The 26,966-nt window shown below is 66.6% G+C and carries 19 protein-coding genes and 2 pseudogenes; 3 read left to right on the forward strand and 18 right to left on the reverse strand.

The features are described 5' to 3' along the window. Positions 1-25: 25 nt before the first annotated feature. From QSK25_RS31455 to QSK25_RS31485, 7 genes are read right to left on the reverse strand one after another with little or no spacing between them, the layout of a single operon-like run. Positions 26-487 (reverse strand): hypothetical protein, encoded by a 462-nt coding sequence (locus QSK25_RS31455; RefSeq protein ID WP_285643607.1) that lies wholly within the window; start codon positions 485-487, stop codon positions 26-28. Further along, on the reverse strand, positions 481-1,710 hold the full coding sequence (locus tag QSK25_RS31460) for a DUF58 domain-containing protein (protein ID WP_285643608.1): 1,230 nt from the start codon (positions 1,708-1,710) through the stop codon (positions 481-483). Before QSK25_RS31460 ends, QSK25_RS31455 begins: the two co-directional genes overlap by 7 nt. Continuing rightward, a complete protein-coding gene (locus tag QSK25_RS31465; protein WP_285643609.1) occupies positions 1,707-2,648 on the reverse strand; it encodes an AAA family ATPase in 942 nt (313 codons plus the stop codon). Before QSK25_RS31465 ends, QSK25_RS31460 begins: the two co-directional genes overlap by 4 nt. Continuing rightward, positions 2,645-2,995 carry a hypothetical protein gene (locus QSK25_RS31470; protein ID WP_285643610.1) on the reverse strand — a complete coding sequence of 117 codons (351 nt, stop codon included), beginning with the start codon at positions 2,993-2,995 and terminating at the stop codon, positions 2,645-2,647. Before QSK25_RS31470 ends, QSK25_RS31465 begins: the two co-directional genes overlap by 4 nt. After that, entirely contained in the window at positions 2,992-3,591 is a 600-nt protein-coding gene (locus tag QSK25_RS31475) for a DUF4129 domain-containing protein (protein WP_285643611.1), read from the reverse strand. Before QSK25_RS31475 ends, QSK25_RS31470 begins: the two co-directional genes overlap by 4 nt. Before the next feature lie 5 nt (positions 3,592-3,596). Next, positions 3,597-4,112, reverse strand: coding sequence for an SMI1/KNR4 family protein (locus QSK25_RS31480; protein WP_285643612.1), 516 nt, complete (start codon positions 4,110-4,112; stop codon positions 3,597-3,599). After that, positions 4,109-4,888: a hypothetical protein gene (locus tag QSK25_RS31485; RefSeq protein ID WP_285643613.1), complete on the reverse strand. Its 780-nt coding sequence runs from the start codon at positions 4,886-4,888 to the stop codon at positions 4,109-4,111. Before QSK25_RS31485 ends, QSK25_RS31480 begins: the two co-directional genes overlap by 4 nt. 63 nt (positions 4,889-4,951) lie before the next feature. Here QSK25_RS31485 and QSK25_RS31490 point away from each other — a divergent pair, with 63 nt between their 5' ends. From QSK25_RS31490 to QSK25_RS31500, 3 genes are read left to right on the forward strand one after another with little or no spacing between them, the layout of a single operon-like run. Continuing rightward, the gene (locus QSK25_RS31490; RefSeq protein WP_285643614.1) at positions 4,952-6,412 is read left to right on the forward strand and encodes a S10 family peptidase; all 1,461 of its coding nucleotides are present in this window, start codon (positions 4,952-4,954) and stop codon (positions 6,410-6,412) included. After that, on the forward strand, positions 6,409-6,846 hold the full coding sequence (locus QSK25_RS31495) for a GNAT family N-acetyltransferase (RefSeq protein ID WP_285643615.1): 438 nt from the start codon (positions 6,409-6,411) through the stop codon (positions 6,844-6,846). Before QSK25_RS31490 ends, QSK25_RS31495 begins: the two co-directional genes overlap by 4 nt. A gap of 9 nt (positions 6,847-6,855) precedes the next feature. Continuing rightward, positions 6,856-7,410: a chloramphenicol phosphotransferase CPT family protein gene (locus QSK25_RS31500; protein ID WP_285643713.1), complete on the forward strand. Its 555-nt coding sequence runs from the start codon at positions 6,856-6,858 to the stop codon at positions 7,408-7,410. A gap of 8 nt (positions 7,411-7,418) precedes the next feature. Here the strand turns inward: QSK25_RS31500 and QSK25_RS31505 are convergent, their stop codons facing one another. From QSK25_RS31505 to QSK25_RS31560, 11 genes and pseudogenes are all read right to left on the reverse strand, one after another. After that, positions 7,419-8,414: an ABC transporter ATP-binding protein gene (locus tag QSK25_RS31505; protein WP_285643617.1), complete on the reverse strand. Its 996-nt coding sequence runs from the start codon at positions 8,412-8,414 to the stop codon at positions 7,419-7,421. Further along, positions 8,407-9,393 carry an ABC transporter ATP-binding protein gene (locus tag QSK25_RS31510; RefSeq protein ID WP_285643619.1) on the reverse strand — a complete coding sequence of 329 codons (987 nt, stop codon included), beginning with the start codon at positions 9,391-9,393 and terminating at the stop codon, positions 8,407-8,409. Before QSK25_RS31510 ends, QSK25_RS31505 begins: the two co-directional genes overlap by 8 nt. A gap of 9 nt (positions 9,394-9,402) precedes the next feature. After that, positions 9,403-10,377, reverse strand: a complete 975-nt coding sequence (locus QSK25_RS31515; protein ID WP_285643621.1) for an ABC transporter permease — start codon at positions 10,375-10,377, stop codon at positions 9,403-9,405. Next, complete coding sequence (locus tag QSK25_RS31520) at positions 10,370-11,299, reverse strand: ABC transporter permease (RefSeq protein WP_285643623.1); 930 nt, start codon at positions 11,297-11,299, stop codon at positions 10,370-10,372. The genes QSK25_RS31515 and QSK25_RS31520 overlap by 8 nt, the downstream gene beginning before the upstream one ends. 125 nt (positions 11,300-11,424) lie before the next feature. Further along, positions 11,425-13,047 carry a peptide ABC transporter substrate-binding protein gene (locus QSK25_RS31525; RefSeq protein WP_285643625.1) on the reverse strand — a complete coding sequence of 541 codons (1,623 nt, stop codon included), beginning with the start codon at positions 13,045-13,047 and terminating at the stop codon, positions 11,425-11,427. Between the two features lie 178 nt (positions 13,048-13,225). Next, entirely contained in the window at positions 13,226-14,167 is a 942-nt protein-coding gene (locus QSK25_RS31530; RefSeq protein WP_285643714.1) for a Ppx/GppA phosphatase family protein, read from the reverse strand. An 8-nt stretch (positions 14,168-14,175) separates the two neighbouring features. After that, positions 14,176-14,730 (reverse strand): GNAT family N-acetyltransferase, encoded by a 555-nt coding sequence (locus QSK25_RS31535; protein ID WP_285643627.1) that lies wholly within the window; start codon positions 14,728-14,730, stop codon positions 14,176-14,178. Continuing rightward, a pseudogene (locus tag QSK25_RS31540) lies at positions 14,717-15,240 on the reverse strand (GNAT family N-acetyltransferase). Before QSK25_RS31540 ends, QSK25_RS31535 begins: the two are co-directional and overlap by 14 nt. Before the next feature lie 80 nt (positions 15,241-15,320). Further along, positions 15,321-15,851: pseudogene (locus tag QSK25_RS45490) on the reverse strand (Hint domain-containing protein); the annotation flags it as partial. Between the two features lie 847 nt (positions 15,852-16,698). Continuing rightward, on the reverse strand, positions 16,699-23,400 hold the full coding sequence (locus QSK25_RS31555; RefSeq protein WP_285643632.1) for a polymorphic toxin-type HINT domain-containing protein: 6,702 nt from the start codon (positions 23,398-23,400) through the stop codon (positions 16,699-16,701). A 57-nt stretch (positions 23,401-23,457) separates the two neighbouring features. Further along, entirely contained in the window at positions 23,458-26,886 is a 3,429-nt protein-coding gene (locus QSK25_RS31560; RefSeq protein ID WP_285643633.1) for a LamG-like jellyroll fold domain-containing protein, read from the reverse strand. Positions 26,887-26,966 lie beyond the last annotated feature (80 nt).

The following is a 26,966-nucleotide window of genomic DNA, read 5'->3' on the forward strand; positions in this document are numbered from 1 at the left end:
AGGTGTTGTGCCTGAGAGTCTCGATTCAGATCCTCAGCGCGACGACCCCGATGACGACCGTCAGAGCGCCCAGTCCGAGCACCTCCACGAGCCCGATCCCGGCACCCGATGGGATCACGGCCGCGAACGCCGCCACGACAAATGTGATCACTTGGACAATGGCGAACCGGCGCGCTGGTGCTTTCAGCGCAGCGAGTTCGATTCTCGTTTTCACCGGAACGACCGCGGCGAGCGCGGAAGTCACGTGAATCAGGTGCAACGCCGGAATCATGATCAGCACGCCGAGCCGCACCGGGTGCCCGTCCGCGAACGCCATCGCCAACGCCGCGTACCCGATCAGCAACGCCGGACCGGCGCTCCCCGGCATCAGCACGGTCAGCACCGTCAGCCCCACGACGATCAGCAACGGCACGAGCGACGTCGCCTCCAGGTGCAGCACCACCGCCACCGGCACGGCGGCGAGCACGATCATCAGCCGCATCAGCACGAGCGCGTCACCGCCACCCCGTGCTCGGCCATCCTCCGCAGCCGCACCCGGTGCTCCGCGGCGATCAGCTCGGCCGCCACCTCACCCCAGGCGGACTCGGGATCCGGCACCAGCTCCAGCGGCAGCGTGTTGATCGCCAGCACCACGTGCCCGTGCCGTCGCGTCTGCACGGCCAGTTCCGCGATCTCGTCGTCGAGGAACGGCGACAGCAGCACGACGACGCTCCCGTGCGGAAGCCGACGCAACGCCACGTGCGACGACCACCCCGCTGCCTGCACGCACACGACGAGTTGCGTGCGGATGCGCAGCAGGTGCCGCCGCCCGACCCCGGACCGCACGTTGAGCTGCGGCCGGGACAGGTCCACCAACGCCACCCGGTCGCCCTGCCGCAGGTAGCCCGCGGCCATCGACGCCGCCCGCCGCACGGCCCGGTCGAGACTGCCGCCCGGCCGCGCGGTGGCCCCGTACCGCGGCGACGACCACTCGGCGACCTCGGCCCCGACGTCCGCGCGCGTGTCCAGCGCGAGCACGATCTCCGCGTCCGCCTCGGCGTGCCGCTCCCGGACGTGCACGACGCCCGTGCGGGTGGTCACGCGCCAGTCGATCCGCCGGAGCCTGTCCCCCGGCTGGAACGCCCTGATGTCGCGCAGCTCCGTCGAGTCCCCCGCCCGCGGCGACCGGTGGATGCCGACCAGCCCGGCCGGCCGAGGGGGCAACGGACCGGACGGGTGGTGCTCGACCGGCGGCAGGATCGTGCGGACGTGCTCGACGCCCACGACCGGCCCGTAGACGTGCAGGCCGTCCGGACCTGCGAACAGGTGGTCCAGCCGCAGGTCGACGCCCGGTCCCCAGGCGTCGCGGCGGATCTGGACCGGCAGGTCGGGCGAGTGCGCCGGGATCGCCCTGGCACCGCCGGGCAGCTTCACGACCGCGATCTCCGCGTCCGCGCCGTCGACGTGCGCGACGGTGTGCACGACCCCGGCCCCCGCCCCGCGGGGCACAGGGCGCACGCTCACCGCGGGCTTGCCCCGCGGCTTCGACGTCAGCAGCACGGACAGGACCAGCGGCACGCCGAACAGCACGAGTTCGGGCTGGTGCAGGAACATCCCGGCCACGACGAGCCCGACGCCGAGCCACACGGCCCGCGAGTAGGCGTCGGTCGGGTGCCAGTGCGCGCCGTGCGCCTGGGAGAACGCCTCCCTGATCTTGTCCGCACTGCTCATGAGCTGGGCGGGCCCGGCACCCTGCCGAGCAGGTCGGTCACCACCTGCACGCCGTTCACGCCGGACGTCCACGTCTCGGGCTTCATCACGAGCCGGTGCGCCAGCACGGCTACCGCGCACTCCTTGACGTCCTCGGGCGTCACGTACGCGCGTCCGTCCAAAGTGGCCAGCGCACGGGCGACGAGCACGAGTCCCTGCGCTCCTCGCGGCGACGCACCGACCTCGACGGACTGGTGCCCGCGGGTCGACACCGCCAGGTCGACGCAGTACCGCAGGAGATCGTCGTCCACCGTGGTCTGTTCGAGCAGCGCCTGCAGCTCGGCGAGCCGGCCGGGAGCCAGCACCGGCGGCACCTCGGCCTCCTCACGCTGCCGCGCGAGCCGTCGCCGCAGGACCTCGACCTCCTCCTCGGCGGGCGGGTAGCCGATGTCGAGCCGCACCAGGAACCGGTCGAGCTGCGCCTCGGGCAACGGGTAGGTGCCCTCGTACTCCACGGGGTTCGAGGTCGCCAGCACGTGGAACGGCCTGGGCAGCGGGAACGTGCGCCCCTCGACCGTCACCTGCCGCTCCTGCATGGCCTCCAGCAACGCGGACTGCGTCTTCGGCGGCGTCCGGTTGATCTCGTCGGCGAGCAGCAACCCGGTGAACACGGGTCCGTGCCGGAACTCGAACTCGCGGCTGCCGGGGTCGTAGAGGAACGACCCGGTGACGTCCGCGGGCAGCAGGTCGGGCGTGCACTGCAGGCGCCGGAAGTCCAGCGACAACGCCTGCGCCAGCGACCGCGCGATCAACGTCTTGCCGAGCCCCGGCACGTCCTCCAGCAGCACGTGCCCGCCCGCCAGCACGGCCGCGAGCGCGAGCCGCACCGTCCGGGTGCGCCCGACGACGACCTTGCCGATCTCGTCGAGGACCTCCCCGGCCTCCAACGCAATCGTCACTCGACCCTCCTGAGCTTCTCCGCGAGTGTCTTGGGATCGGGCATCTCCCCGGACTCGATGCCGAGCCTGGAGAGCCGCGCGCGAAACCGGTCTTCGTACCGCCTGGAGTCCTGCGCCGCTTCCTCCAGCCGGCTCGCCAGCGTGCTGGCGTGCGCGGTGCTGATCGACGCGGGCGGCGGCGGGTCCGCGGTCCACAGCACGTCGGTGGCGCGCGGCAACCTGCTCACCAGCACGCAGAACGCGGTCGGCGGCACGGCGAGCGCGACCGCCCACGGCACGGGCACGCCGAGCAACCAGATCACGACGCCGATGACGACCCCGGCCACCAACGCCAGCGCGGTCTTCACGCGAGCTCCCGGACGATCCGGTCGAGTTCCTCGCGCGCCTGCTCGGCCTGCGCGGCCGTCACGTCCTCGTGCCCGAACCGCGCGCGCTGGTACAGGTCCTTCAGGACCGCGGCGTCCACCCCGAGCCGTTCGGTGAACTCGGTCGGCGTCTGGTGCGGCAAGCGTTCCTCAGCGGCCTCCAGCGCGACCCACGCGGCGATCACGGCGTCGCGCGGCGGCCGTCCGGGGTGCGCGGTGAACTCCTGCAACGCCTTCTCGACACGCCGCACCACCGCCGTCTCCCCCACCTCGTGCCCCTCGATCTCGATCCCGCGCTCACCGCGGCGGCGACGCCACAGCGGCACCTGGAACGCGAGGACGATCCCGATCAACCCGAACACCACGAGCCCGGCGAGCAGCAGCAGGTACACGGTGAGGGGCACGGCGAACACGCCCGGCAGCTCGGTGGGCAGCGGGACGTCCGCCTGCGGCGCGTTCTGGTCCGCGGGCGGGCGGTCGTCGAGGCGGTCGACCAACGTGATCGGGGACGTGCCGCCGGCCGCGACGACGACGATCAGCAACGCCGCCACCGCCACCCCTGCCCGCCACCACTTCATGCGGGTCAGCCTGACACGCGACGGGACACTTCGGATGATCCTTTGGTCGGCTGCTCGAAGCGCTCCGCGGGCACCAGGCCGTCGAGGAACGTCCGGAAGTCGGGGGCGAGCGGCACCTCCGACTCGTCGTCGGCGTCGAGCCAGACCACCGACGGCTCACCGCCCGCCCGGTAGTCCAGGGCGATCCACGTGTGGCCGTCCCCGGTCAGCAGCACGACCGGTTCCGGCAGCCCCCACTCCTGCACCAGGTAGGGCGTGTCGAGCAACGACAGCGCACGGTCGGTGGTCCCGATGCCCATCAGGCTGTCGAACGGGACGTGGCCCGGCGCCCACGACGTCCGCTCGGTCGTGGGGAACGCGGACCGCTCGCCGACCACCGTGCCGCCGTTCTGCACGCGCAGCAGGTCCAGCAGCGCGTCCGGCAGCCGCACGCCCAGCAGCGCCTCGGCCTCGCGGACGGCCTCGTCGGTGAGCGGCGGCTGCACGCCGTAGGTGCCCTCTGCCCAGAACGCCTCGGTCATCGCGTCTCCTCGAAGGGGAACGTCCGGAACTCACCACAACGCAGCGCCTGCTCCTCGTGCCGGTCCTCCCAGAACTCGACGGTCCAGCCCGGCCAGCGCTCGGCGATCTCGGCCACGGTCCCGGTGAAGTTGCCGGCGGTCCAGAAGCCGAGCGTCCGGCTCCCGAGGTCGAGGTGCAGCCCGAGCTCGGGTCCGTCGGCGTCCTCGGGCAGGCGCTCCCAGTGCCGCACCGAGGGGAACGCCGCCAGCGACGCCGGCAGCCCGGCCCCGGCCCACACCGGTGCGCAGTGCGCCTCCTGCAGCCGGTACCCGAGCACCGACCCGTCGGCGTGCCGGACCGTCACCAGGCAGTTGTCGTCCTGCGGGTAGAAGGCCGACCCCGGCACCAGTTCGACGTCGTCGTGGTCGGCGGCACGCACGGAGGACCGGTCCAGTCCGAGATGCGCCACCACGTCCCCGATCCCGCCGTACGCCCAGCGGAGCTGCCACCCCGGCCACGCGGTGCGGATCGCGGCCAGGCGGCGCGCCCGGTCGTCGACGCCCTCGTGGTGCCAGGTGAAGAGCATCAGGACGCGGTCGACGGTGTCGATGAGGGCGGCGCCCTCGCACCAGACGTCGTTCAGGAACTGCTCGACGGGCTCGTCCGCGCGAACGACCTCCAGCACCGCCTCCGGCCCCTCCGCGAAGACGTCGAGCAGTGGTACGGCGCCGCCGTGCGAGTAGTACAGCTCCCAGCCGGTTTCGTCCACCACCACGTAGTTGGCCCTGCTGCCCATCAGCCCTTCGTCCCGTCACGCCGTGCCCGTTGTTCGGTCGTCGAGTTCCGTAATGTTGGCCCCATGTCCGAGGAGAAGACCGAAGAGAAGCCCAAGTCTCCCACCGATGACCTGGTCACCACCCAGCACAGCATCACCGTCGGGGGCCGCGAGCTGAACTACACCGCCACCACCGGGCGGATCGTGCTCAAGGAGGAGGTGCTGAAGGACGGCGTGTTCGAGGGCCACAAGCCCAAGGCCGAGGTGTTCCTGACCGCCTACACGCTCGACGGCGCCGACCCGCTGAAGCGGCCGGTGACGTTCGCGTTCAACGGTGGTCCCGGCTCCGCGAGCCTGTGGCTGCACATGGGGGTCCTCGGGCCGCGCCGCGTGCTCAGCGGCGACGTCGGCAACCTCACCGCCCCGCCGTACGGGATCGCGGACAACGAGGAGAGCCTGCTCGCCGAGAGCGACCTCGTGTTCATCGACCCGGTGTCGACCGGCTTCTCCCGGGCCGCCGAGGGCGAGAAGCCCGGCAGCTTCCACGGCTACCAGCCCGACGTCGACTCCATCGCCGAGCTCATCCGCCTCTGGACCTCGCGCAACGGCCGGTGGATGTCGCCGAAGTTCCTCTGCGGCGAGTCGTACGGCACGCTGCGCGCCGCCGGCCTGGCCGAGCTGCTGCAGAAGAAGCACGGCATGTACCTCAACGGCCTCATGCTGATCTCGAGCGTGCTGGACTTCGCGACGCTGGAGTTCAACGAGGGCCACGACCTCGGCTACGCGCTCTTCCTGCCGACGTACGCGGCCATCGCGAACTACCACGGCCTGCACGGCGACCGCCCGCTCAAGGAGGTGCTCGCGGAGGCCGAGGAGTTCGCCGTCCGCGACTACCCCTACGCCCTCGCGCGCGGCAACCGCCTCAGCGACGCCGAGCGCGCGGCCACGATCGAGAAGCTCGCGCGGCTCACCGGTCTGTCCGAGGAGTACGTCGACGCCGTCGACCTGCGCATCGAGCACATCCGGTTCTTCACCGAGCTGCTGCGCCGCGACCGCAAGACGGTCGGCCGCATCGACTCCCGCTTCACCGGCTGGGACACCGACTACGGCCGTGAGGGCATCTCCGCGGACCCGTCCATCGACGCGATCCTCGGCCCGTACACGGCCGTGATCAACCACTACCTGCAGTCCGAACTGGGTTACTCCAACGACCTGCCGTACACGACGTTCGCGTCCGAGGCGATCGAGAAGTGGTCGTACAAGGAGTTCGAGGGCCGCCACGTCACGACGGCGGGCAAGCTCTCCGCGGCGATGCGGGCCAACCCGCACCTCAAGGTGCACGTGGCGTTCGGCTGGTACGACGGCGCCACGCCGTACTTCGCGGCCGAGCACCTCATCGCGCACCTGCAGATCCCGAAGGAGCTCACGGCGAACATCGAGTCGGCCTACTACCCGGCGGGCCACATGATGTACGTGCACGAGCCCAGCCGGATCCAGCAGTCCGAGGACCTGGCGGCGTTCGTGCGGAACTCCTCCAACACGTGATCAGGCCACTGGACCTGACCGACGACGCGGTGCTCGACGAGCTCTTCACGGTGCAGCGGCTCGGGTACGCGGTCGAGGCCGAGATCATCGGCTTCGACCGCATCCCCGGTCTGCTGGAGTCGCGGGAGGACCTGGCGGGCACGCACCACGAGTTCCTCGGCTACTACGACGACGAGGGCCTGGCCGGCGCGATCGCGTTCGTGCGCGACGAGTCCGAACTGGACATCTGCCGCATGTTCGTGCACCCCAGAGCTTTCCGCCGCGGCATCGCCTCGATGCTGCTCGACGCCCTGGAACCGGCGAAGCGCACGATCGTCAGCACGGGCAGCACCAACGAACCCGCACTGGCGCTCTACCGCAAGCACGGCTTCGTCGAAGTCGGCACCCGCGAGGTGGCACCGGGCGTGTCGATCACGAACCTGGCCCGAGAATGATCATCTTCCCTGAACGGGACGTCCAGCTCCGGCAAGTCGAGCATCGCCGCCGAGCTGCTCGACGAGCTGGACACCCCGTTCTTCCACATGGCCGTCGACGCGTTCGGCGTCATGCGGTCCGTCAAGCGCACTCTGGAACTCGACGAACCCGCCCAGCGGGAGCTGCTGCGCCGCACCAGGGCGGGCTTCCACCGCGCCGTCGCCGGCATGGCGGCGGCGGGCAACGACGTCGTGATGGACCACGTGCTGAGCGAGCCGTGGCGGCTGCGGGACTGCCTCGACGTCTTCACGGGCCTGGACGTCGTCCTGGTGGCCGTGCACTGCCCTCTGGACGTCCTGGAGCGGCGCGAACGTGCCAGGGGCGACCGGGTGCCGGGAGCGGCGGCCCGGCAGCTCCAGGAGGTGCACCGGCACCAGCTCTACGACTTCGAGGTCGACACCAGCGTGCTCAGCGCGCGGGAGTGCGCCCGCGCGATCAAGGAGTTCGTGGCCGGGCCGCCGGAGAAGAGGGCCTTCGACGAACTGAGGGGCCGCGCCCGCAGGCACGACCCCTCAGCCACGTAGGACAGCGGTCAGACGACCGCGCGCTCCTCCGCGAAGTGGCACGCGGCGGGATGACCGTCGTTGCGCACCACGAGCTCGGGCACCTCGGTCGCGCAGATGTCCTGCGCCTTCCAGCACCGCGTGCGGAACCGGCAGCCCGAGGGCGGGTCGATCGGCGACGGCACGTCACCCGTCAGGCGGATGACGTCACGACGCCCGCGCTGGGTCGGGTCCGGCACCGGTACGGCGGACAGCAGTGCCTGCGTGTACGGGTGCATCGGGCGCTCGTAGATCTCGTCCTCGGTGCCGATCTCCACGATCTTGCCGAGGTACATCACCGCGACGCGGTCCGACAGGTGGCGGACCACCGACAGGTCGTGCGCGATGAAGACGTACGAGAGGCCCATCTCCGACTGGAGGTCGCCCAGCAGGTTCATGACCTGCGCCTGGATCGACACGTCCAGCGCGGACACCGGCTCGTCGCACACGATCACCTTGGGCTTCAACGCGAGCGCGCGGGCGATGCCGATGCGCTGGCGCTGACCGCCGGAGAACTGGTGCGGGTACCGGTTGATGTGCTCCGGGTTGAGACCCACGGTCTCCAGCAGCTCCTGGACCTTGCGCTGCCGGTCGCCCTTGGGCGCGACCTCGGTGTGGATCTCGTACGGCTCACCGACGATGTCGCCGACCGTCATGCGCGGGTTCAGCGACGTGTACGGGTCCTGCAGCACGATCTGGATGTCCCGGCGCAGCTTGCGCAGCTCCGAGCCCTTCATGCCGAAGATGTCGCGGCCCTCGAACTTGGCCACGCCCGACGTCGGCGGTTCCAGGCGCATGAGCACCTGGGCCAGCGTGGACTTGCCGCAGCCCGACTCGCCCACGACGCCGAGGGTCTCGCCCTTGTTCAGCGAGAACGAGACGCCGTCGACGGCCTTGACGTGGCCCACGGTGCGCTTGAACAGCACGCCGACGCGGACCGGGAAGTGCTTGACGAGGTTCTCGACCTCGAGGATCGGCTCAGCCACGAGCGACCACCTCTTCCGCGATGTGGCACCGGCTGGTGCGGCCCATGCCGAGGTTGTGCACGGCGGGGACCTCGGTGGTGCACCGGTCGAACACGCGCGGGCAGCGCGGGTTGAACGGGCAGCCGGGCGGGATGTTGGTCAGCGACGGCGGCAGACCCTTGATCGTCTTGAGCTCCTGGCCGCGCAGGTCGACGCGGGGCAGGGACTCGAGCAGCGACTCGGTGTACGGGTGCCCCGGCGCGCGGAACAGCTCGTAGACGTCGGCGTGCTCGACGATGCGGCCCGCGTACATGACCGAGATCCGGTCCGCGACGTCGGCGACGACGCCGAGGTCGTGGGTGATCAGGATCATGCCCATGTCGCGTTCCTTCTGGATCTCCGCGAGCAGGTCCATGATCTGGGCCTGCACGGTGACGTCCAGCGCGGTCGTGGGCTCGTCCGCGATCAGCAGCTCCGGGTCGAGAGCCAGCGACATCGCGATCATCGCGCGCTGCCGCATGCCGCCGGAGAACTGGTGCGGGTAGTCGGTGACCCGCCCCTTGGCGTTCGGGATCTTGACCTGGTCGAGCAGCTCGATCGCCCGCTTGCGGGCGTCCGCTTTGGACATCCCGCGGCGGACCTTCAGCTGCTCCTCGATCTGGAACCCGATGGTGAACACCGGGTTCAGCGCTGAGAGGGCGTCCTGGAAGATCATGGCGATGCCCTCGCCACGGACCTGGCGCCGCTCTTCCGCCGACTTCTTGAGCAGGTCCTCACCGCGGAACCTGATGGAACCGTTGGTGATGAACCCCGGCGGAGTGTCCAGGATGCCCATGATCGTCTGCGCGGTCACGGACTTGCCGGAGCCGGATTCACCCAGCACGGCAAGGGTTTCGCCCGCGGCTACGTGGTACGAAACGCCGTTGAGCACCTTCGCGACACCGTCGCGGGTGCGGAATTCCACGTGGAGATCCTCGACCTCCAGCAATGGCTGAGTCACAGGATTCCCCTATCGGGACTTGGGGTCGAGGGCGTCGCGCACGGCGTCACCGAGCATGACGAAGGCCAGCACGGTGATCGTGACGAAGCCCGCGGGGAACAGCAGCATGTGCGGTGCCGCCTGGAAGTAGTCGCGCGACTCGGAGATCATCACGCCCCACGACACGACCGGCGGGCGCAGGCCGATGCCGAGGAACGCGAGCGTCGCCTCGGCGCCGATGAAGGCACCCAGCGCGATCGTCGCGTACACCAGCACGGGCGCCACGGTGTTCGGCAGCAGGTGCCGGAACACGATCCGCAGCGGGGAGGCACCGAGGCCGCGCGCGGCCTTGACGTAGTCCTGCTGCTTCGCCACGAGAGTCGCCGAACGCATGATGCGCATGGCCACCGGCCACGACAGCACGGCGATCGAGAGCACCACCTGCGTGATGATCTGGAACGCGCCGGGGTTCTCGGTCGGCGCGTTCAGCGTCGTCAGGATGACGATCGCACCGAGCACGAACGGGATGCCGGCGAAGATGTCGCCGAACCGCGACAGCAGCGAGTCGATCCAGGTCTTGGCGTAGCCCGCGAAGATGCCGATGGCCGATCCGATGAGGACGGTCAGGATCGTCGCGAACAACCCGACGAGCAGCGACGCGCGGGCGCCGTGCATCGCGCGGGCGTAGACGTCGTAGCCCTGCAGGTCGTAGCCGAACCACGCGTCACCCGACGGCGGCTGCAGCGACTTGTCGAGGTCCGCGTGGCGCGGGTCGACGGAGGTGAACAGCGTCGGCCAGATCGCCATCAGCACGATGACCGCGATGATCACCAGCGAGATGACGAACGTGGGCTTGCGGCGCAGCTCGCCCCACGCGTCGCTCCAGAGCGAACGAGGCTTGCGCTGCTTCTGCGACGAGTCGTCGACGTGGCTGAGCTGGTCGACACCGGCCGCCGCGGAGGCCTCGAGTCCGGTTCCGCCGGACACGGATCCTGGGTCACTCATAGCGAATCCTCGGGTCGAGAACGGCGTACAGGAGGTCGACGAGAAGGCTCATCAGCAGGTACACGAGCACCAGCAACGTCACGATGCCGGTGACCATGACGCCTTCCTTCTCCTGGATGCCGCGGAAGATCAGGCCGCCGATGCCGTTGATGTTGAAGACGCCCTCGGTGACGATCGCGCCGCCCATGAGGCTGCCGAGGTCGGTGCCGAGGAACGTGATCACCGGGATCAGCGAGTTGCGCAGCAGGTGGATGCCGACGACGCGGGACTGCGGCTGGCCCTTGGCGATGGCCGTGCGCACGTAGTCGGCGCGGCGGTTCTCGACGATGCTGGTGCGGGTCAACCGGGCCACGTAGGCCATCGAGAGGCTGCCGAGCACGAAGCCGGGCAGGATCAGCTCCCCGAACGTCGGATCGGAGCTGACCGAGGTGTCCATGATGTCGAAGCCCTGCGGGCCGAGGTAGAGCCGCAGCACGAAACCGGTGACGAAGACCGGGAGCGAGATCAGGAACAGCGTCGAGACCAGGACGAGGTTGTCCAGGAAGCCCGACTTGCGCAGACCCGTGAGGACACCGGCGATGATGCCGATGACGGCCTCGATGATCAGCGCGATGATGCCCATCTTGAGGGTGATCGGCCACGAGGTGGCGATCTGCTCACCGACGGACACGCCGTTGAAGGTGGTGCCGAAGTCACCGACGACCAGGTTGCCCAGGTACTTGAAGTACTGGACGACGAGCGGGTCGTTGAGGTTGAGCTTTTGGCTCATCTCGGCGATGTAGGCCGGATCGCACGGCCGCTGGCCGCACTTGCCCGCGAAGGGGTCCTGCGGGATCGCCCAGACCAGGGCGTAGATCAGGAAAGTGGTCCCCAGGAAGACCGGTATCAGCTGCAGCAGACGGCGCAGCACATAGCGACCCATGAGGTCGGCTCCTTGCGTGGTGGGGGGCGCCCGAAGTCCTGAACACCGCTCCGGCCCCGCGCCCGTAACGCTTGAGGGACGCGGGGCCGGACGGTGTGTTGCTTCAGAACTCAGGTGTTAGGCAATCAGGCCTTGACGCGGAAGGACTCCAGAACGCCCTGACGCTTGAACGACATCTTGGCGTCGAGCAGGTTCTTGGACCGGCCGCCGATGCCCTTCTCGTTCCAGGTCGGCATGGAGGGCAGGTCCTTGGCGATGAGGTCCTCCGCCTGCTGGTAGAGCTTGATCGCCTCGTCCTCGTTCGCCGTCTCGTCGGCCTTCTTCAGAAGGGCGTCGACCTCGGGCTTGGAGTAGTTCGAGTCGTTCGAGGAACCACCGGTGCGGTACAGCGGGTTGAGGAAGTTCTCGATCGACGGGTAGTCGGCCGACCAGTCCGAACGGCTCATGCCGGTCAGCTGCTTGCCGTCGACGATCTGGCGGAACGCACCGAAGTTGGTGGCACCGACGAACTCGCACTCGACGCCGAGCGCCTGCTTGATGCTGTTGCAAGCGGCCTCGAGCGGCTCCTTGCGGCCACCGTCCTGGTTGGACTGGATGGTCAGCTTGCCGGTGAAGCCCGACTCCTGGAAGAGCTGCTTGGCCTTCTCCGGGTTGTACTTGCAGTACTCACCGCAGGTGTCGGGGCGGTAGCCCTTGATGCCGGGCGAGACGAAGCTGGTGGACGGCACGTACGAGCCGGCCAGCACGGTCTTCGTGATCTGCTCCCGGTTGATGGCCATCGAGACGGCCTGACGCAGCTTGACGTTCTGGAACGCCGGGATGTACTGCGGGAACGCGATCGCGCTCTGGCCGAGCAGGTTCGCGGTCACGACGGCGTCGCCGAGGTCCGCCTTGTACTTCTCGCCGACCTTGGCCGACGGGGGCAGGGCCTCCATGAAGTCCAGCTTGCCCGCGACCAGGTCCTGGTACGCGGTCTCCTGGGAGGAGTAGATCTTGTAGTCAAGGGTCTTGAAGTGGACCTTGTCCTCGCCCTTGTAGTCGTCGAAGCGCTCCATCTTGATCAGCGCGTTCGGCGTGCGGGAGACGAACTTGACTGGGCCGTTGCCGATGGGCTTCGCCTCGGCGGCCTTCGGGTCGGCGAAGAACGAGTCGGCCATCGGCGAGAACGGCGTGTAGCCGATCATCGTGGTGAAGACCGAGGTCGGGCCGTTGAGGGTGACCTTGAACTCGTAGTCACCGACCAGCTCGAGGCCGGACATCTTCTCGGCCGTCGGCTTGGCGTTCTCGTCGGCCGGGTGGACCGCGTCGAAGCCCTGGATCACGGAGAAGAACGAAGCGGCCTGCTGGGCGTTCGGGGCGTACGCGGCCCAGTTCCAGGCGTCGACGAAGTTCTTCGCCTTGACCTCGGTGCCGTCGTGGAACTTCCAGCCCTGCTTGATCTTGATGTTGTAGACCTTGGCGTCCGCCGAGTCGATCTTCTCGGCCATCAAGTTGTACGGCGCGCCGTCTTCGGCCTTGTAGCCGACCAGCCGCGAGAACAGCGAGTCGGTGACCTTGCCACCGCCTGCCTCGGTCGTGTTGGCCGGGAACAGGGTGCTCTTGGGCTCGGTGCCGTAGATGGACACCGTGCCGTCCGGGTTGTCCTTGCCATCGGCAGCGTTGTTGGAACCGCCACCGCCGCCGCACGCGCTGAGCGTCATGGCCAGCGCGGCGGGCAAAGCCACCCACGCAACCCGTGATCGCGACATCAGTCTCTCCCGCCTTTCCCCGGCGCCGCTCCGCAGATATTGCGTGCGCGCGCCTCCCCGGGAGGTCTCGTCCACCTCCCAAAACGTGAGAGGACGTTAACCGGGGCGTCCAGTACATCGCGCACCGAAATCGGTCACAAAATAGTCACGATCACCTCAAGCGCACCTTAATTCGGCGCTAGACCAGCGAAAACGCGATGCCGTCGAGGATGTCGTGCTCGCTGCACACGAGCGTGCGAATACCCGCGCGATTCTCCAGCTCGTCCGCAATCGCGCGCAGCACCACCGCTCCACCGCAGATCACGTCCACTCGGCCGGGATGCATGGGTCCCAACGAGGCACGATCATCATGCGTCATGGAGAGGATACGGTCGGTGATTTCACGAACATTGTCAAGTGTGATGCGGCTGAGGTGAATATCGTCGCTGTTGTACACCTCCAACCCCTGGACCAGGGCTGACAATGTCGTAACGGTCCCGGCGACCCCGATCCAGGTCTTCATCTTCTCCACCGGAACGACTTCGAAGGCCTCTTTGACCGCAGCCCGCGCAAACGCTTCCGCCTGCGCGATTTCGTCCTTTCCGGGCGGATCGGAGTGGATGAACCGCTCGGTGAGGCGCACGCACCCGATGTCCATCGACCGCGCGGCCTCGACGCTGGAGCCCGTCCCGAGGACGAACTCGGTGGAACCACCACCCAGATCGGTGACGAGGAAGGGTCCCTCGTCCGGGTCAAGATCGGCCACCGCCCCGAGGTAGGACAGCCGCGCCTCCTCGTCGCCGGAGATGACCTCCGCCGGCGCCCCGAGGATCTGCTCGGTCATGTCGAAGAACTCGTCCCGGTTGCTCGCGTCCCGCGTGGCGCTGGTGGCCACCATGCGTGCCACCTCGACTCCCTTGCGTTGCATCGTGCGCGCGTAGTCGAGCAACGCCTGCCGGGTGCGTTCGATCGCGTCGGGATGGAGTCGGCCGGTCGCGTCGACGCCCTGGCCGAGCCGGACGATCTTCATCTCGCGGTGGACGTCCCGCAACCACGCGGTCCCGTCCTCCCTCTTGGTGACGTCCGCGATCAGCAACCTGATCGAGTTGGTCCCGCAGTCGATGGCCGCGACCCGCGACATGGTCACCCCTACTTCGTCGTCCGATGCTCCTCGGCAAGCATGGCGCACACGAGGAGATCGCCCCACTCGCCCTTGAAGACCTCGGCGTGCCTCAGCAGCGCCTCCCGGCGCATGCCCAGCCGTTCCATCGACCGCCACGACGGCTCGTTGCGCGCGTCACACTCGGCCACGATCCGGTGCAGGCCCATGCCTTCGAACCCGATCTTGAGCATCGCCCTGGCGGCTTCCAGCGCGTACCCGCGGCCTGTGAAGTCCGGGTTGAACACGTACCCGACCTCGCCTTGCCAGTTCGCCTTGCTCCGCCACCGCAGCACGACGTCCCCGATGACCTCGTCCTGGAGGCAGACGGCGAGCACCAGCCAGTCGCCCTCTTCCGTGAGCTCACCCATCGCGAGGCTCTTCTCGAGCCGCGCCGCCGTCGCCTTGGGCGTCGCCGACTCGCTGTATATATATCGACAAACCTCGGGACTGGACCGGTACGCGTGCAAGTCGTCGAAGTCCTGCGGTTCGAACGGCCGGAGCACGAGCCGCTCGGTCCTGATCGGGTACTCAGGCCTGAACACGCTCGAACTCCTCCTTCAGCAGGGCGTACACGAAGAGGTCGCCCCACTCCCCCTTGAAGATCTCGACCTCCCGGTAGCGGGCTTCCTTCCTCATGCCGAGCCGTTCCATCAACCGCCACGACGGCTCGTTGCGCGGGTCGCACTCGGCAATGATCCGGTGGAGTTGCAGGTGCTCGAACCCGAACTCGAGCGTCTTCCGCGCCACCTCGGTCGCGTAGCCCTTGACGTGGAAGTCGGGGTGCAGGCTGTACCCGAACGTCCCCTGCGCGTGCTCCTCGCTGCGCCACTTCGACATGGCGTCGCCTATGACTCGGTTCTCGCCGGGGAGTTCGACGGCGACGATCAGCCGTTGCCCCTCTTCGGTCAGCTCGGTCTCGTTGATCCGCTTGGCCAGCACCTCCGCGCACTCTCGCGGGTGGTGACGTCGTTGTAGAGGTAGCGCTGCACCTCTGGGAGCGCTCGGCAGGCGAAGAAGTCGTCGAGGTCGTCGGTGCGGAACGGCCGGAGCACGAGCCGTTCCCCTTAGTGAGCAGCGCCTCGACACCAGTAGCGCGACCATACTGATCGAGATCCCCGTAGGACGGATTGCAGTTGTGAACAAAGACCGGCATTGAACCCGCCAGCACATAATACGTGTGCTCCTCATCCACAGTGAGGTTGTGAACACGCTCGGAGGCAGACCAGGTACGGACGGCAGCAACCTGCACCCACGTACCCGCAGAGGTCTGCAGGACTGAGCCGACCTGCAGTTCCTTGCTAGATACCCACCTCTTCTGTTCCGGCAGCCAAAACGGGTGGTTGTCGGTTGTGGTGACTGTGCCGCCGCCCTCGACAGTAATCTCGGCGAGGTTCTTTTCGCCGACACCGACGATCGTGCCGACCACTTCACGCGCCGCCGACTCGCCCGTCTTCTCGTCTGTAGCGAGAACCTGATCGCCGTTCGTCACCTCCTCGATCGGCTTCGACGACCCATCGGCGAGAAGCACCTTGGTGCCTGGCATGAAGCTGTTCCTGCAACCACCGAGTTTGCGGAGCTGGTCCATCGCGATTTCGGAAGCTTTGGAAGTGATGCTCGCGACCCGGCGCAACAGACCCTTCGCCTTGGAGATGACCTTCTCCATCGACGACACGGCCTTGATCGCCTTGTAACCCGCCTCCAGAACCTTGCCGGCCTTGCCCACGGCACCAGGTTCATCACCAACCCACCACAGGCCCAGATATCACCCTTGGTGAAGCAGTCGACGATGTCGTTCTACCCGGAGATGTCCTTCAACATCTCCCACGCCGCCTCCTTGATCACATCCCACTTCGCCATATGGGCGTTCTTCGAGACATCGAACGGACTGCCGAGACATGGGTCCTTCACCTCATCGAGGACGGTAGGCCCGCAGGCACTGTTTTGACCGCGAACAAGGAGCCGTCATCTCGACCGAGCCGACTTCAGCAGCGTACCCAGCCGATTCGCCGATCCCCTGCTCGACGGGAGCGCGGGCGAGTCCCCACCGACTAGTGGTCGGACGAGAGCTCGCCCACTCCATCAATTTCGACGAGAGTAACCAACAGGCGATTACCAGGAATTCTCGCCCGTCAAAACGATCACCACTTCATCAGCCTCGTCAGTACCGTCTCCATACACTTCGACGCGATTCTCGACATTCGGAACAGGAACAAGAAGGCGAGCAAACTCATTCGGATCAGAGATCTCGATTACGGCCTTCGGCAGAGTTATATCACCCTCGTAGACCAAAATCTTCCCCTCCGGTCGATATGGCCCTTGAACACACCGAACAGAGGCGGTTCCACTCGCAGCTTGCCGAACGGCGATGTACAGAGAGTCCGGACCGCCGTGCACGATATCCGTAGACGGGTCCCATTCTTCGTGCGTATCCGCACTTTCAGGCGAGGCCGCTACAACAAGGCCGTGCGCGAACCTTGCCTCACACGAAGCAAAGAGCATCATGATTTCACCTATGATCTCGCCGACAAAACAGGGAAGTAATAATACTCTTTGAGAAGAGTACGCACTACGCCACCTTGTTGCTTGGAGCAAGCTTTGCAGTGCGGATAGAGCGTCCACGGACCCTCGGGTGAGATCTTGTTCGCAGGATTGTGGTCACCAGTCCAGTGACCGTCGGCATACCCGGACTCATCCGCGCCACAGGCAGCGCAGCCGTTCCGGTCTCCGAACTCGTTGATCATCCTCTGCTCGTGCGCAAGCACGATGTCGCCTCGCTCAGCAGCAACTCCCTCCGCTTTCTGCCCTCTCAAGGCAGGCCCGAGAGTTAGATTGCAAACGGTGTCCTCGTTCGCATTGTGCACCAGGACCGCTTTGGCGCCAATCATGACGAAGTACGTGTGGACACCCTCAACCGTGAGGTTGTGAACTCCTCCGGCGGAGGGGAATTCATGAACTGAGGACACCTGGATATTCTCGCCGGCCGACGTCAACAAGGTCGATCCCGCGCTGAGATCTTCTGCTTTCACCCACTTTTTATTATCAGGATCCCAGAAGGGGTGTTCAGCAGTAGCCGTGATAGCACCACCTTTATCCGTAAATACCTCGACCAAGTTCTTCGTGCCCTGACCAACGATCGTAGCCACTACCTCGCGGCCTGACAGCTCACCGTTCTTCTCGTCAGCGGCCCTGACTCGATCACCGACTCCTACGTCCCCAATCGGCTTCTGCAATCCGTCGGCGAGCAAGACTTTCGTGTCGGGTTTGAAGCTGTTGCAGGCGGAAGCTCCCTTGCCACCGAGCTTCCGGAGTTGAGCCACCGCGATTTCAGCAGCCTTGGAGGCGATCTTCTCGACCCGGCGCAGTAGGCCCTTCGCCTTGGAGATGACTTTCTCCATCGACGACACGGCCTTGATCGCCTTGTACCCGGCCTCCAGAACCTTGCCGACCTTGCCCCACGGCACCAGGTTCATCACCAACCCACCACAGGCCCAGATATCACCCTTGGTGAAGCAGTCGACGATGTCGTTCCACCCGGAGATGTCCTTCAACATCTCCCACGCAGCCTCCTTGATCACATCCCACTTCGTCATGTGGGCGTTCTTCAAGGCCTGCTCGTACTCAGCCTGACTGATCTTCTCCCGCTGCATCAGCTCCTCAGTCGCCTGACGCACCGCCGAAGACTGCTGCTGCTGAGCAGCACGCTCCCTCTTGAGCTCAGTCCGAACCTGGTTGTAGTCCTCGTCGCTCTGGTAGTTCTCCCGGCCGCCACCGCACAAAATGCCGTCCGGACCACACTGACCACCGGCCAGCAGACCCGTCGGATCGCTGAACGTCACCGGACTGTTGTTGCTGTACGCGTACCCGTTGAGCTGCTGCGGATCGTTGTTGTCGATGATCGGATCCGCCGACAGGAACCGGCCGGCAGCAGGGTCGTACATACGCGCACCCACACGCGTCAGACCCGACTCCTCACGAGTACCGCCAACAAACCCCTGCGTGTTCCACGGCGTCGCCGGAATCCCCCTCGTCTCACCGAACGGCGTCTGCCGACGAGACGCCACCGCCAAACCCGCGCCCGCACTCACCGCGGCGATCTCCGTGCCCTGGTGGTCAGAGAGCAACCACTTCAAGCCCGAAATCGAGTTCCGCTGTGCCACAACATGCCCGTTGTGGCTGTAGTAACGGGTCCACGACGGCGTCGTCGTGTTCTTCTCCAGGCGGATCTCCTGGCCGAACACGAACAACGTCGTGGCAGAGGGCTCGCGGGCGATCAGCCTTGAGCCGTCCGCGTCGTAGACGAACGTGGACTCCGAGCCGTCCGCGCCCTTCACCTTCGAGACGCGGCCTTCGGCGTCGTACTCCAGCGTTTGCGTGTCTCCGGAGACGTTGCGTGAAGTCGTGTTGCCGGAAGCGTCGTAAGTGAACGTGTCTCGCGAGGTGCCATTCGGGCCGGTCGTGTCAACCTGCGTCACCGTGTGCGGTTGCGCCTGGCCCGCGTCTGGGTACTTGAAGGTGTTGACCGTGTTGGTGGTGCTGGCGTGCGCGGTCTGAGTGATGCGGTTACCGGTTTTGTCGAACGTCCACGACAACCAGTACGGCGCCGGGCCGCCCAACGTGGTCATCGACTTGGGCTTGGAGCAGTCGCCACTGCCGGGCGTCCACGCCGCGGTCATACGACGCAGGTGGTCGTAGTCGAAGCACTGGATGTCCGACGCGCCGCCTTCGGGCGTGTCGGCGACGCGCTTGATGTTGCCGGACGCGTCGTAGCCGTAGTTGCGGTTCGCGATCTCCTGCCCGGTCTGGGTTTCCCTTCGTGCGACTGTTTGCTGAAGCCTCCTGGTGCCCACCTCGTACGAGTTGGTCACCTGCACGTTGTGGCTGCTGTCCGCGCTGTCGTAGGTCTCGCTCTGCACCTCGCCCAGCTCGGTGTAGTCGGTTGCACTCACGTAGCGGCTGACGCCCTGGGTGGACTCGGGCAAGCCGAACCCGTTGTACAAGGTCGACACCGTCTCACCGGGCACGATCGTCCGACCGCCGGAGTTGACGTCCAGGTAGTCGATGTCGCGGATCTTGCCCGTGAGGGTGTAGGAGAAGCCCAGTTCGTACGTCGCGCCGAGTGCGCCTTCCGCGGCCGCCGGCACGATGACCTTCTGACCGGTCGGGCGGCCGGCCTCGTCGTAACCGGTCACCCTCTGCGTGTAAGCCCGACCATTGACCCACCTGCGGGACAACGTCAGCATGCCGCGACCGTTGAGGGCGCCCGTGCTGTCCACAGACGTGTCGTACTGCCACTCCGCGCTTGGCTGCATGCTCGTTCCCTCGTAGGTTGCGATCTTGCGGCTCAGCGCGTCGTACTTGTACGAGATCTTCCGGTGACGGGCGTCCTCGGTCGAGACCACCCTGCCTGCGACGTCGTACTCGGTCGAGCTCGCTCCGGTGTCCGGGTCGACTGACGCGATCTTGCGACCGCGCAGGTCGTAGGTGGACCGCCAGACGTTGCCCGCGGGGTCGGTCACCGACTCGACCTGGCCTGCCGGCGTGTAGGTGTACTTCGTCGCGTCGAACCCCGTTCCGAGTCCAGCCGAGTACTGCCGCTTCTCCGTGGTGCGGCCATGTACGTCGCTGATCACCGTCGTCGCGGTCGAGCCTTGCGGCGGCACGGTGTGGACGCGGTCACCACCGTACGAGGTGGTGGTACGCCACTGTTCCGTCGCGTACTTGAAGTAGATCGACGCCGTCGGGCGTTCCATCCCGTCGTACTGGACAACGGTCTGGTTCGGCACGACGTTGTCCTGCGTACCAGCCAGTGCCGAGCCGGGTGCCTGGTCGTTCCAGTAGGCGCCGTTCGTCTTGTACGCCAAGCCACGCGAGTCGTAGAACGTGTCGGAGATCAGCCGACCGCCGGACGGGGACGGCGACTGCGTCTGCCGCTCGCGGAACAGGCCGTCGTAGAGGGCGTAGGAGACCTGGTAAGTGTTTCCGTCGTCCTTCAGGCCTTTCGAGGTCACAACGCTGGGCGCGTTCGTGTTGTAGGCGTACTCGAACACCGCGTCAGCCTTCGAAGAAGCCTTCGGGTGCCCTGGCGTCCACGCCGCCACCATCCGCCCCAACGCGTCGTACGTGACGTCCGCACGTCTCCCGTTGGCGTCCACCGAAGCGGTCGAAAGCCCCCAAGCAGGTTCGAAGTACCCGTTCGACACGTGTCCCAACGCGTTGGTGCTGGTCACCTGCTTCAACGGGCCGTTGGCAGGCGTGTACGAGGTGGTCGTCGTCTGACCGGTGGCGTCCACGACCTTCAAAGGACGGCCGTACGCGTCGAACGTCGAGGTGGACGCGGTGACCCACTTCTCCCCCGCGCTGTCCCACTTGTCCAGTGCCTCGGCCCTGGTGATGTCCCCCTTCGTGGGCGCCACACCCCACGCTTGCTCGTCGTACGACGACCGCACGGCTGACAGGATCGTCGATGCAGACGCCTTCACATCACAGAGTCCCTTGACGGTCTCCACCTTGGAGGCGTAGCTCAACATCCATGCGGCTTCGTTGCGGGCGAACGTGGTGTGCGCACATGACTCGTCGCCAGTGATCCCGAGGTCACCGTGGTCCTCGGTCTTCGTGACGATGCCGACCGAGTCGAACGTCTTCACGACCTTCGTTCGCCGCCACTGGCCGCCCTCAAGCAGCGTCCTGCCTCGGACCGCGAGAACGTTGCTCAGCTTGGCCTGCTTGCCGTCCGCACCCGTCGCGGTCGGCTCGCTCACCCACGGGTCGTTGACCGAGGCCGACACGAGCACGCCGTCGTTGTACTGGCGGGTCTCCCGCACGAAGCCCTGCAGCCGGTCGACGTCCGTGATCGGCTCGCCCTCACTGGTCGACACGGAGGCGCCGTCCATGCCGCGCATGTACACGGTCTCCGCGACGCTCTGCTTGCCTGCGGAGTCACCCTTGACCGTGCGCACGGTCCCGTAGCCACGCCACTGGGACCACGTTCGCCTGTTGGCTTCGGCGAAGTCGTTCTCGTCGAAGTGCCACGCCGGGTCACCGACGTAGTCGTAGTGCGTTTTCAACAACGACGACGCACCCGTGCGATCGTCATCGGTCACGTCGGTGACAACGTACTTGTGGAAGTAGTCCAGGATCGGATCGCGGGCACCGTCCGGTGTCCACCACGTCGGATAACAGCGCAGCTTGTTGTTCTCCGGCGAAGCGGGCATCTTCGAGCCGGGCACGCATTCCCGGTCGCTGTACTTGATCTCGGTGTGCGCGCCACCCTCGCCGTTGATGCCGACGATCCGATAGCGGGTCAACGGCGACAGGTTGTCACGTCCGCTGTCGACCCGGTTGTCCTTGGCCTCGCGGTCGAACGTCGTCGCCGGCAACGCGATGTTCCCGCCAAAGTGTCCGGTGTGGACGATCGACTTCAGGTTCATCGCAGGCGACGTGCCGTCACCGGTGCCGGGGAAGTCCTGCATCAGCGACCACGAGTCGACGTCGGTGTGCCCGCCGCTGCCGTTGCCCACCTGAGCGATGACCTTGACGAGCCGCTTTCGGGTGAAGAACGTGGGCGTCAGGCGGAGGGTGCACTGCTCACCCGCGTTGCAGATCTGGTCGGCAGGCACGTCAGGCCACGACGAAGCCGTCGAAGCGTTGAGCTGGCCGGGATCACAGGTGATCGCGCCGTTGGGCAGGCACCGCTCAGCCATGTCGAACTGGACTCGGCCGCCCACAGCACCGAAGAAGTTGTCACTGCGGAGGCCGTACTCGATGCGGGTCAGGTAGCCGCCGCGGACGTACGGGGTGCCCGTCGCCGGGTCGGCGTTGCGGCCGTAGTGGTTGATCTCCTGGTCGTAGTAGTACGTCGTGACGTTGCCGTGCGGGTCGACCGAGTAGTCGATGTTCCACCGATACGCCTGCTGGCACCAGGACGCGTCGAAGCTCGCCTGCTTGCACGGCTCCAGTTCGTGGTTGCCGTACACCGGCTGAGTCCACGCCGACTTCGTCTCCGGCTTGCCGGTCGTCCAGCCCGGCAGCCGGTTCACACCCAGGAAGTACTGGGTGCCGTCCGTCGTGGTGACCTTCCAGTACTCACCGTCGTTGTCACCGTTGGTCGCACCCTTGAAACGCTCGATGCGTGCGCCATCGTCGTTCTCCGCGCGCCAGGAGATGACACCGGTGGTCGGATCCTCGCCGGCCTTGATCAGCTTGCCGGAGACGCCGGCCAGGCTGATCGTGGCGTTGTCCGTGGCCCAGCACTGGTCGCCGGTCTTCGTCTGCCCGTTGTTGCCACCGAGGTCGAGACCACAAGGCTTGTACTGCCGTTCGACGAACCCACCGGGTGAGATGTCCCAGCCGTCACCGACGATCGACGCCTGGTTGTTCGTCGCGGACATCCGCCCGTCCAGGCTCTGCGAGGAATAGCCGAGTGATACGGACGGAGCCTTGCCGCCGATCGCGGGCGGAACGCGCATCGGGTAGCCGTAGGTGAAGTCACCCGACGACCCACCCGCGTTCCACGATCCCGCCGGAGCAAGGGAGGTCGCGGTGTAGCTGCCGTTACCACTCGACGGGGCGGCGGCCACCGCCAGCACGGCATCGGCCTTCTGCGTTCCCGCGGCCGGCGCGAAGTCCGCCGACACCGTCTTGGCTTTGAGGTCGTTGGCTCCGCTGTCCAGCGGAGTGGTCCGACGACACTCAGATTTGTCTGGAGTGGACAGTGCACAGGAAGGCAACGACACCAGGCGCAGCCGCGAGGCGTAGTCACCACCGAATGCCGCCGCGAACCCGCCGTAACCGACGCCTACCCGCAGTGGTGTACTCGCTGCTCCACCCGCGTCGCCGAGGGTGAACACCACTCCGTTGAGGCCGAGCTTCTTGGCGGTGTCCTGCCCCTTGACGCTCACCCGCACCTTCGCGGAAATTGCCTTCGCGGCAACGCTGTTGTCCCTGCGCTGCAGGGAGATGATTCCCTGCGCACCTCGCAGGGCAAGGGCTCCAGAACCACCGAGATCTACGTCAGCCTGCGACTCGCCGGGCCACGTCGGCGGATCGACCTTGGTCACCACGGCCTTCGCCGCGGGATCGTCCGGCTTGGCGCGCGATGCCACCGAGGTCGTCGGAACCGACCTCTCCTGCCGCGGCGCAGGCGGCTTCCACTCGAGAACGTTCGGCCCGGCGGCGAACGCGTCCTGGCCGGACGCGACCAACAAGGTAAGCACGACTCCGAACGCCGTGCACCGTCTTCTCCAGCTCAGTTTCACTGACTGTTCCCCTGATCAGCGATGCTTTGTGGACGTGCGGATGTCCTCGATGTCGGCACCGGTGAGCACACCGGAGTACAGGCGCACGTCGTCAACGTCGCCCTTCCAGAAGTCCGACTTGTTCCCGGCCCACATGGCGTGGCCCATCAAGACGCCGCCCGACCCGTTGAACGTCTGAAGCCCGGTGTTGGGACCATCGAAGGCGCTTTGCTTCACACCATCGACGTAGAGCGCGATCGTGCCCGTTGTAGCGTCGAACGTGGCGGCGAGATGCACCCACTTGTTCGCCTGTGCGGGAAGATCGGACAACGCGTACCTGCCGCCACCGGACGACGTCCTCGTCAGCAGAAAGCCCCACTTACCGGTTTCTGGACGGAAACCGAGGATGAACGGCGAATGCGTCGCGTCGCCCATGCTCACCACACCTCGCGCCGACGAGTCGATCCCGCCGTGCCGAACCCACGCGGACACCGTGTACGAGCGGTCAGTTCGCAAGATCGCCGGTTTCGGTCCAGTCGCTTGCCCCGTCCAGGACGAGTTGAAGTTCAACCACTTGTCCTTGCTGGTCAGGATCTGATCGGGGTCATCGGGATCGACCGAGGTACCCGACCAGTCGACACCACCGGAGAAAGTGGCGTTCTGGCCCGTCACCTCGTCCTTCGTCGTGGTGCCGATGCGCTCGTCGAGGTTGTAGTGGGCGCGCAGCACGGCGAGGTTGCTGTGCCTCGCCGCCTCTTCGGCACTCACCTGACAGTTCCAGACCTGCACGTGGTCGATGACGCCCGGCAACCGGTCGGCACGTGTCCCACTCGACTTGGCCGCTCCGACCACGAACGCACCGGCCGCGTTCCACAGCGTCGCGGTCGCACTTCCTTCGAGCTTTCCGTTGACGTACAGCGCGAGCTTGTGCGTGTCCGGGTCGTAAGTTCCCAGCAGGTGCGTCCACACGCCCAGCTCAGGCGGTGCCGCGGAGATCGCACGGGTGGATGCGGGCAGAGCAGCATCAGACGTGGTCGAGCTGAAAGACCACCGGTTCGCGTCCTGCGCGTACTGGAGGTAGAACCCGCTCGCCGCGTTGCCGTCCTGGCTTGCGACCGTGAAGAAGCCGTTGTTGTTGTTCAGTTTCACCCACGCCGCCACGGAGAATGCTCGCGACGTGTCCACGACCGGGGATGAGGTGCTGGAGAAGGAGCTTGTCGTGTTCACCTGGCCGTTGTTCGCGTAGCCCGAGCCGAAGGTCGCACCGTTCAACGTCAGCGAACGGCCAGCGCCAGTGATGTCAGCCGCGGTCATACCGCTGGTCTCGTCGAAGTTCCAAGCCGCCACGGGATTCGCGGCGTCCGCGACGTTGAACCAGTATTCCTTCGGGTTGGCAGCGGGGTTGCCGGCCTTGTCGTAGGCCTGCACGTACAACGAGTTCCGCCCGCCCCGTTTTGGTGTGATCGGCACTGTCACCGTGCCGTTCGCCTGCGTCACGACTACCTCGTTGCCGAACGTCGTGTCGTTGAGCGACCACCCGTAGCGAGCAACGTCCATCGAGCCGGACGGACCCGTGTTGCCGTTGGGCGAGAACGTGAAGTTGCCGGTGCGCCCCACGCTTCCGCCGGCACCTGTCTGTGGATAGTCCGAAGAGGACACCGCAGGGGTGTTCGGTGAGATCGTGTCGATCATGAACTCGCAGGACGGCGACCAGCTGCTCAGTTCGTAGTCGCCGGACCAGAGGTGGAAGCCGTGGACGCCGTCGTTGGCGATCCAGCCGTCCGGCACCTCCACCTCGGCGAACGAGCCTGACGGCACGTTGAAGGTGTGGATGTCCTGGCCGTTCCAGGTGTAGTTGTTGTTCGGACCGACGGTGAGGCGGAAGCCGGCGTCCATCATGCCGCCGTCGGGGTCGGTCAACCTGGCGCGCAGCCGAACCCTGGTGCTGCTCCTGCCGATCCAGGGACGACTGTCACCGACACGACACGGAAAAGCGTCGGCCCCGTTCGGTCCCCAGCCCTGCAGGCCTAGGTCGGACGGCGGGTTCGGGTACGAGTTGTACTTGACCTCGAGGTATGGGTTGAGGTCGAAACGTCGCCACGAGGCGTCGAGCGAGTCCTCGTACTTTGCCTTGAACATGAAGGTGGTGGCGCCCCACGGCTCGGCGGCCGCCCGCACCACTGCTGAGAACGCGTTGAAGTCCGCGCCGCCGTCGGTCGGGCAGTGGACGGCGTTGTTGCGGGTGTTGTTCTCCGACAGGTTCGAGATCCAGCCCGGCTGGTTGTTCCACGTAGTACCGGTGTTGATGCCCCAGGTGTTCCAGAGCTCGGTCGGCGTGGGCGAACACGAGTAGGTGGAGCTCACCCTGGCGTGCAGCGTGGCCGAGCTGATCTTCTTGCCGACGATCGGCCAGGTGTTGATCTCGAAGTACGTGCGCGAGACGCCGGCCGCGCCGTTCGGCGTCTGGAGCGCCGCACCGTTGAGGTAGCCCGACTTCAGGTCGAAGAGCTGGCCGGAGGTGACGTCGTAGTTCTGGGCGTCCTTCCACGGCGACTGCACCACCGCGTGGTGGGTCTTGCTGCACGACGTGCAGGAGTAGTCGGGGTCCAGCCGCACCGGGTACGTGGTGTTCGGGTCGACGAGGAAGTTCTGGTCAGGAGTGATCGAGATGGTGTTCTCGCCGACCTCGACGCCCATGGTGGCGTGGCGGGGCGATGCGGACGAGTCCCACATGCGGGAGGCGTCACCGCTGAAGATCTGGTTGCCGTCCGGGCCGGTCACCACGAGACCGTCGGCCCCGGCGGCGAGCTTGGCCGCTCCCTGACCGGGTCCGGTGATCGTGGTGTTCTTGGTGTGGGACTTGAAGGTGATCTTCCGCAGCTGCGGGTTCCTGGCCGCTTCAGCAGTCTTCACCACGAGGTTCTGCGCGAAGCCGGTCAGCGATGTCTGGAGTTCGAGATCGACGCCGGGCAGCACTTCCGGGTAGGTCGCGGTCTGGCCGGAGATCCGCACCGGCGGAAGATCGGTGTCCCAGCTGAAGCCGACCTCGGCATCGCCCTTGATCAGCCGGGCGACCGGCTTGCCCGCCGAACCGACGCCACCTGCGGTGAACACCATGCTCACCGGCGCGGCCTTGGGCGCCAGCGACCCGTCCGGTCGTGGCGCCAGATCCAGGTTGACCGCGGTCCAGGCGTCGTTCTGCTTGACGCGCACCGGATGCGTGTGAGTGACCAACGTCCGCGAGCCGTCCGGGTTGGCCTTCACCTGCGATTGCTCGGTCGTCTGCGATCCGATGATGATCGACTTGCTGCTTTGCTCGGCCAACTGCTCCGCTTCGACGGCGCCCGGGACCTCGTCCGGCGCCGCGGCGCTCGCCGTGGCGACAGAGCCGACGAGCATCCCCGCGAACACGACGGCAGCAGTGAACGTGGGCAGAGCAAAGCTCCGCCCTCTGGCGATTCGCATCTTGTTCAGTTCCCCCCGCCGCCGGCTCGGCCGACGGACGTCCAGTCAGTCCCCCCGGACTGGTGCTGAGGAATCATGAA

It is taken from the genome of Lentzea sp. NBRC 102530 (genome assembly GCF_030269365.1).
In the GTDB taxonomy this organism is placed as follows: Bacteria; Actinomycetota; Actinomycetes; order Mycobacteriales; family Pseudonocardiaceae; genus Lentzea.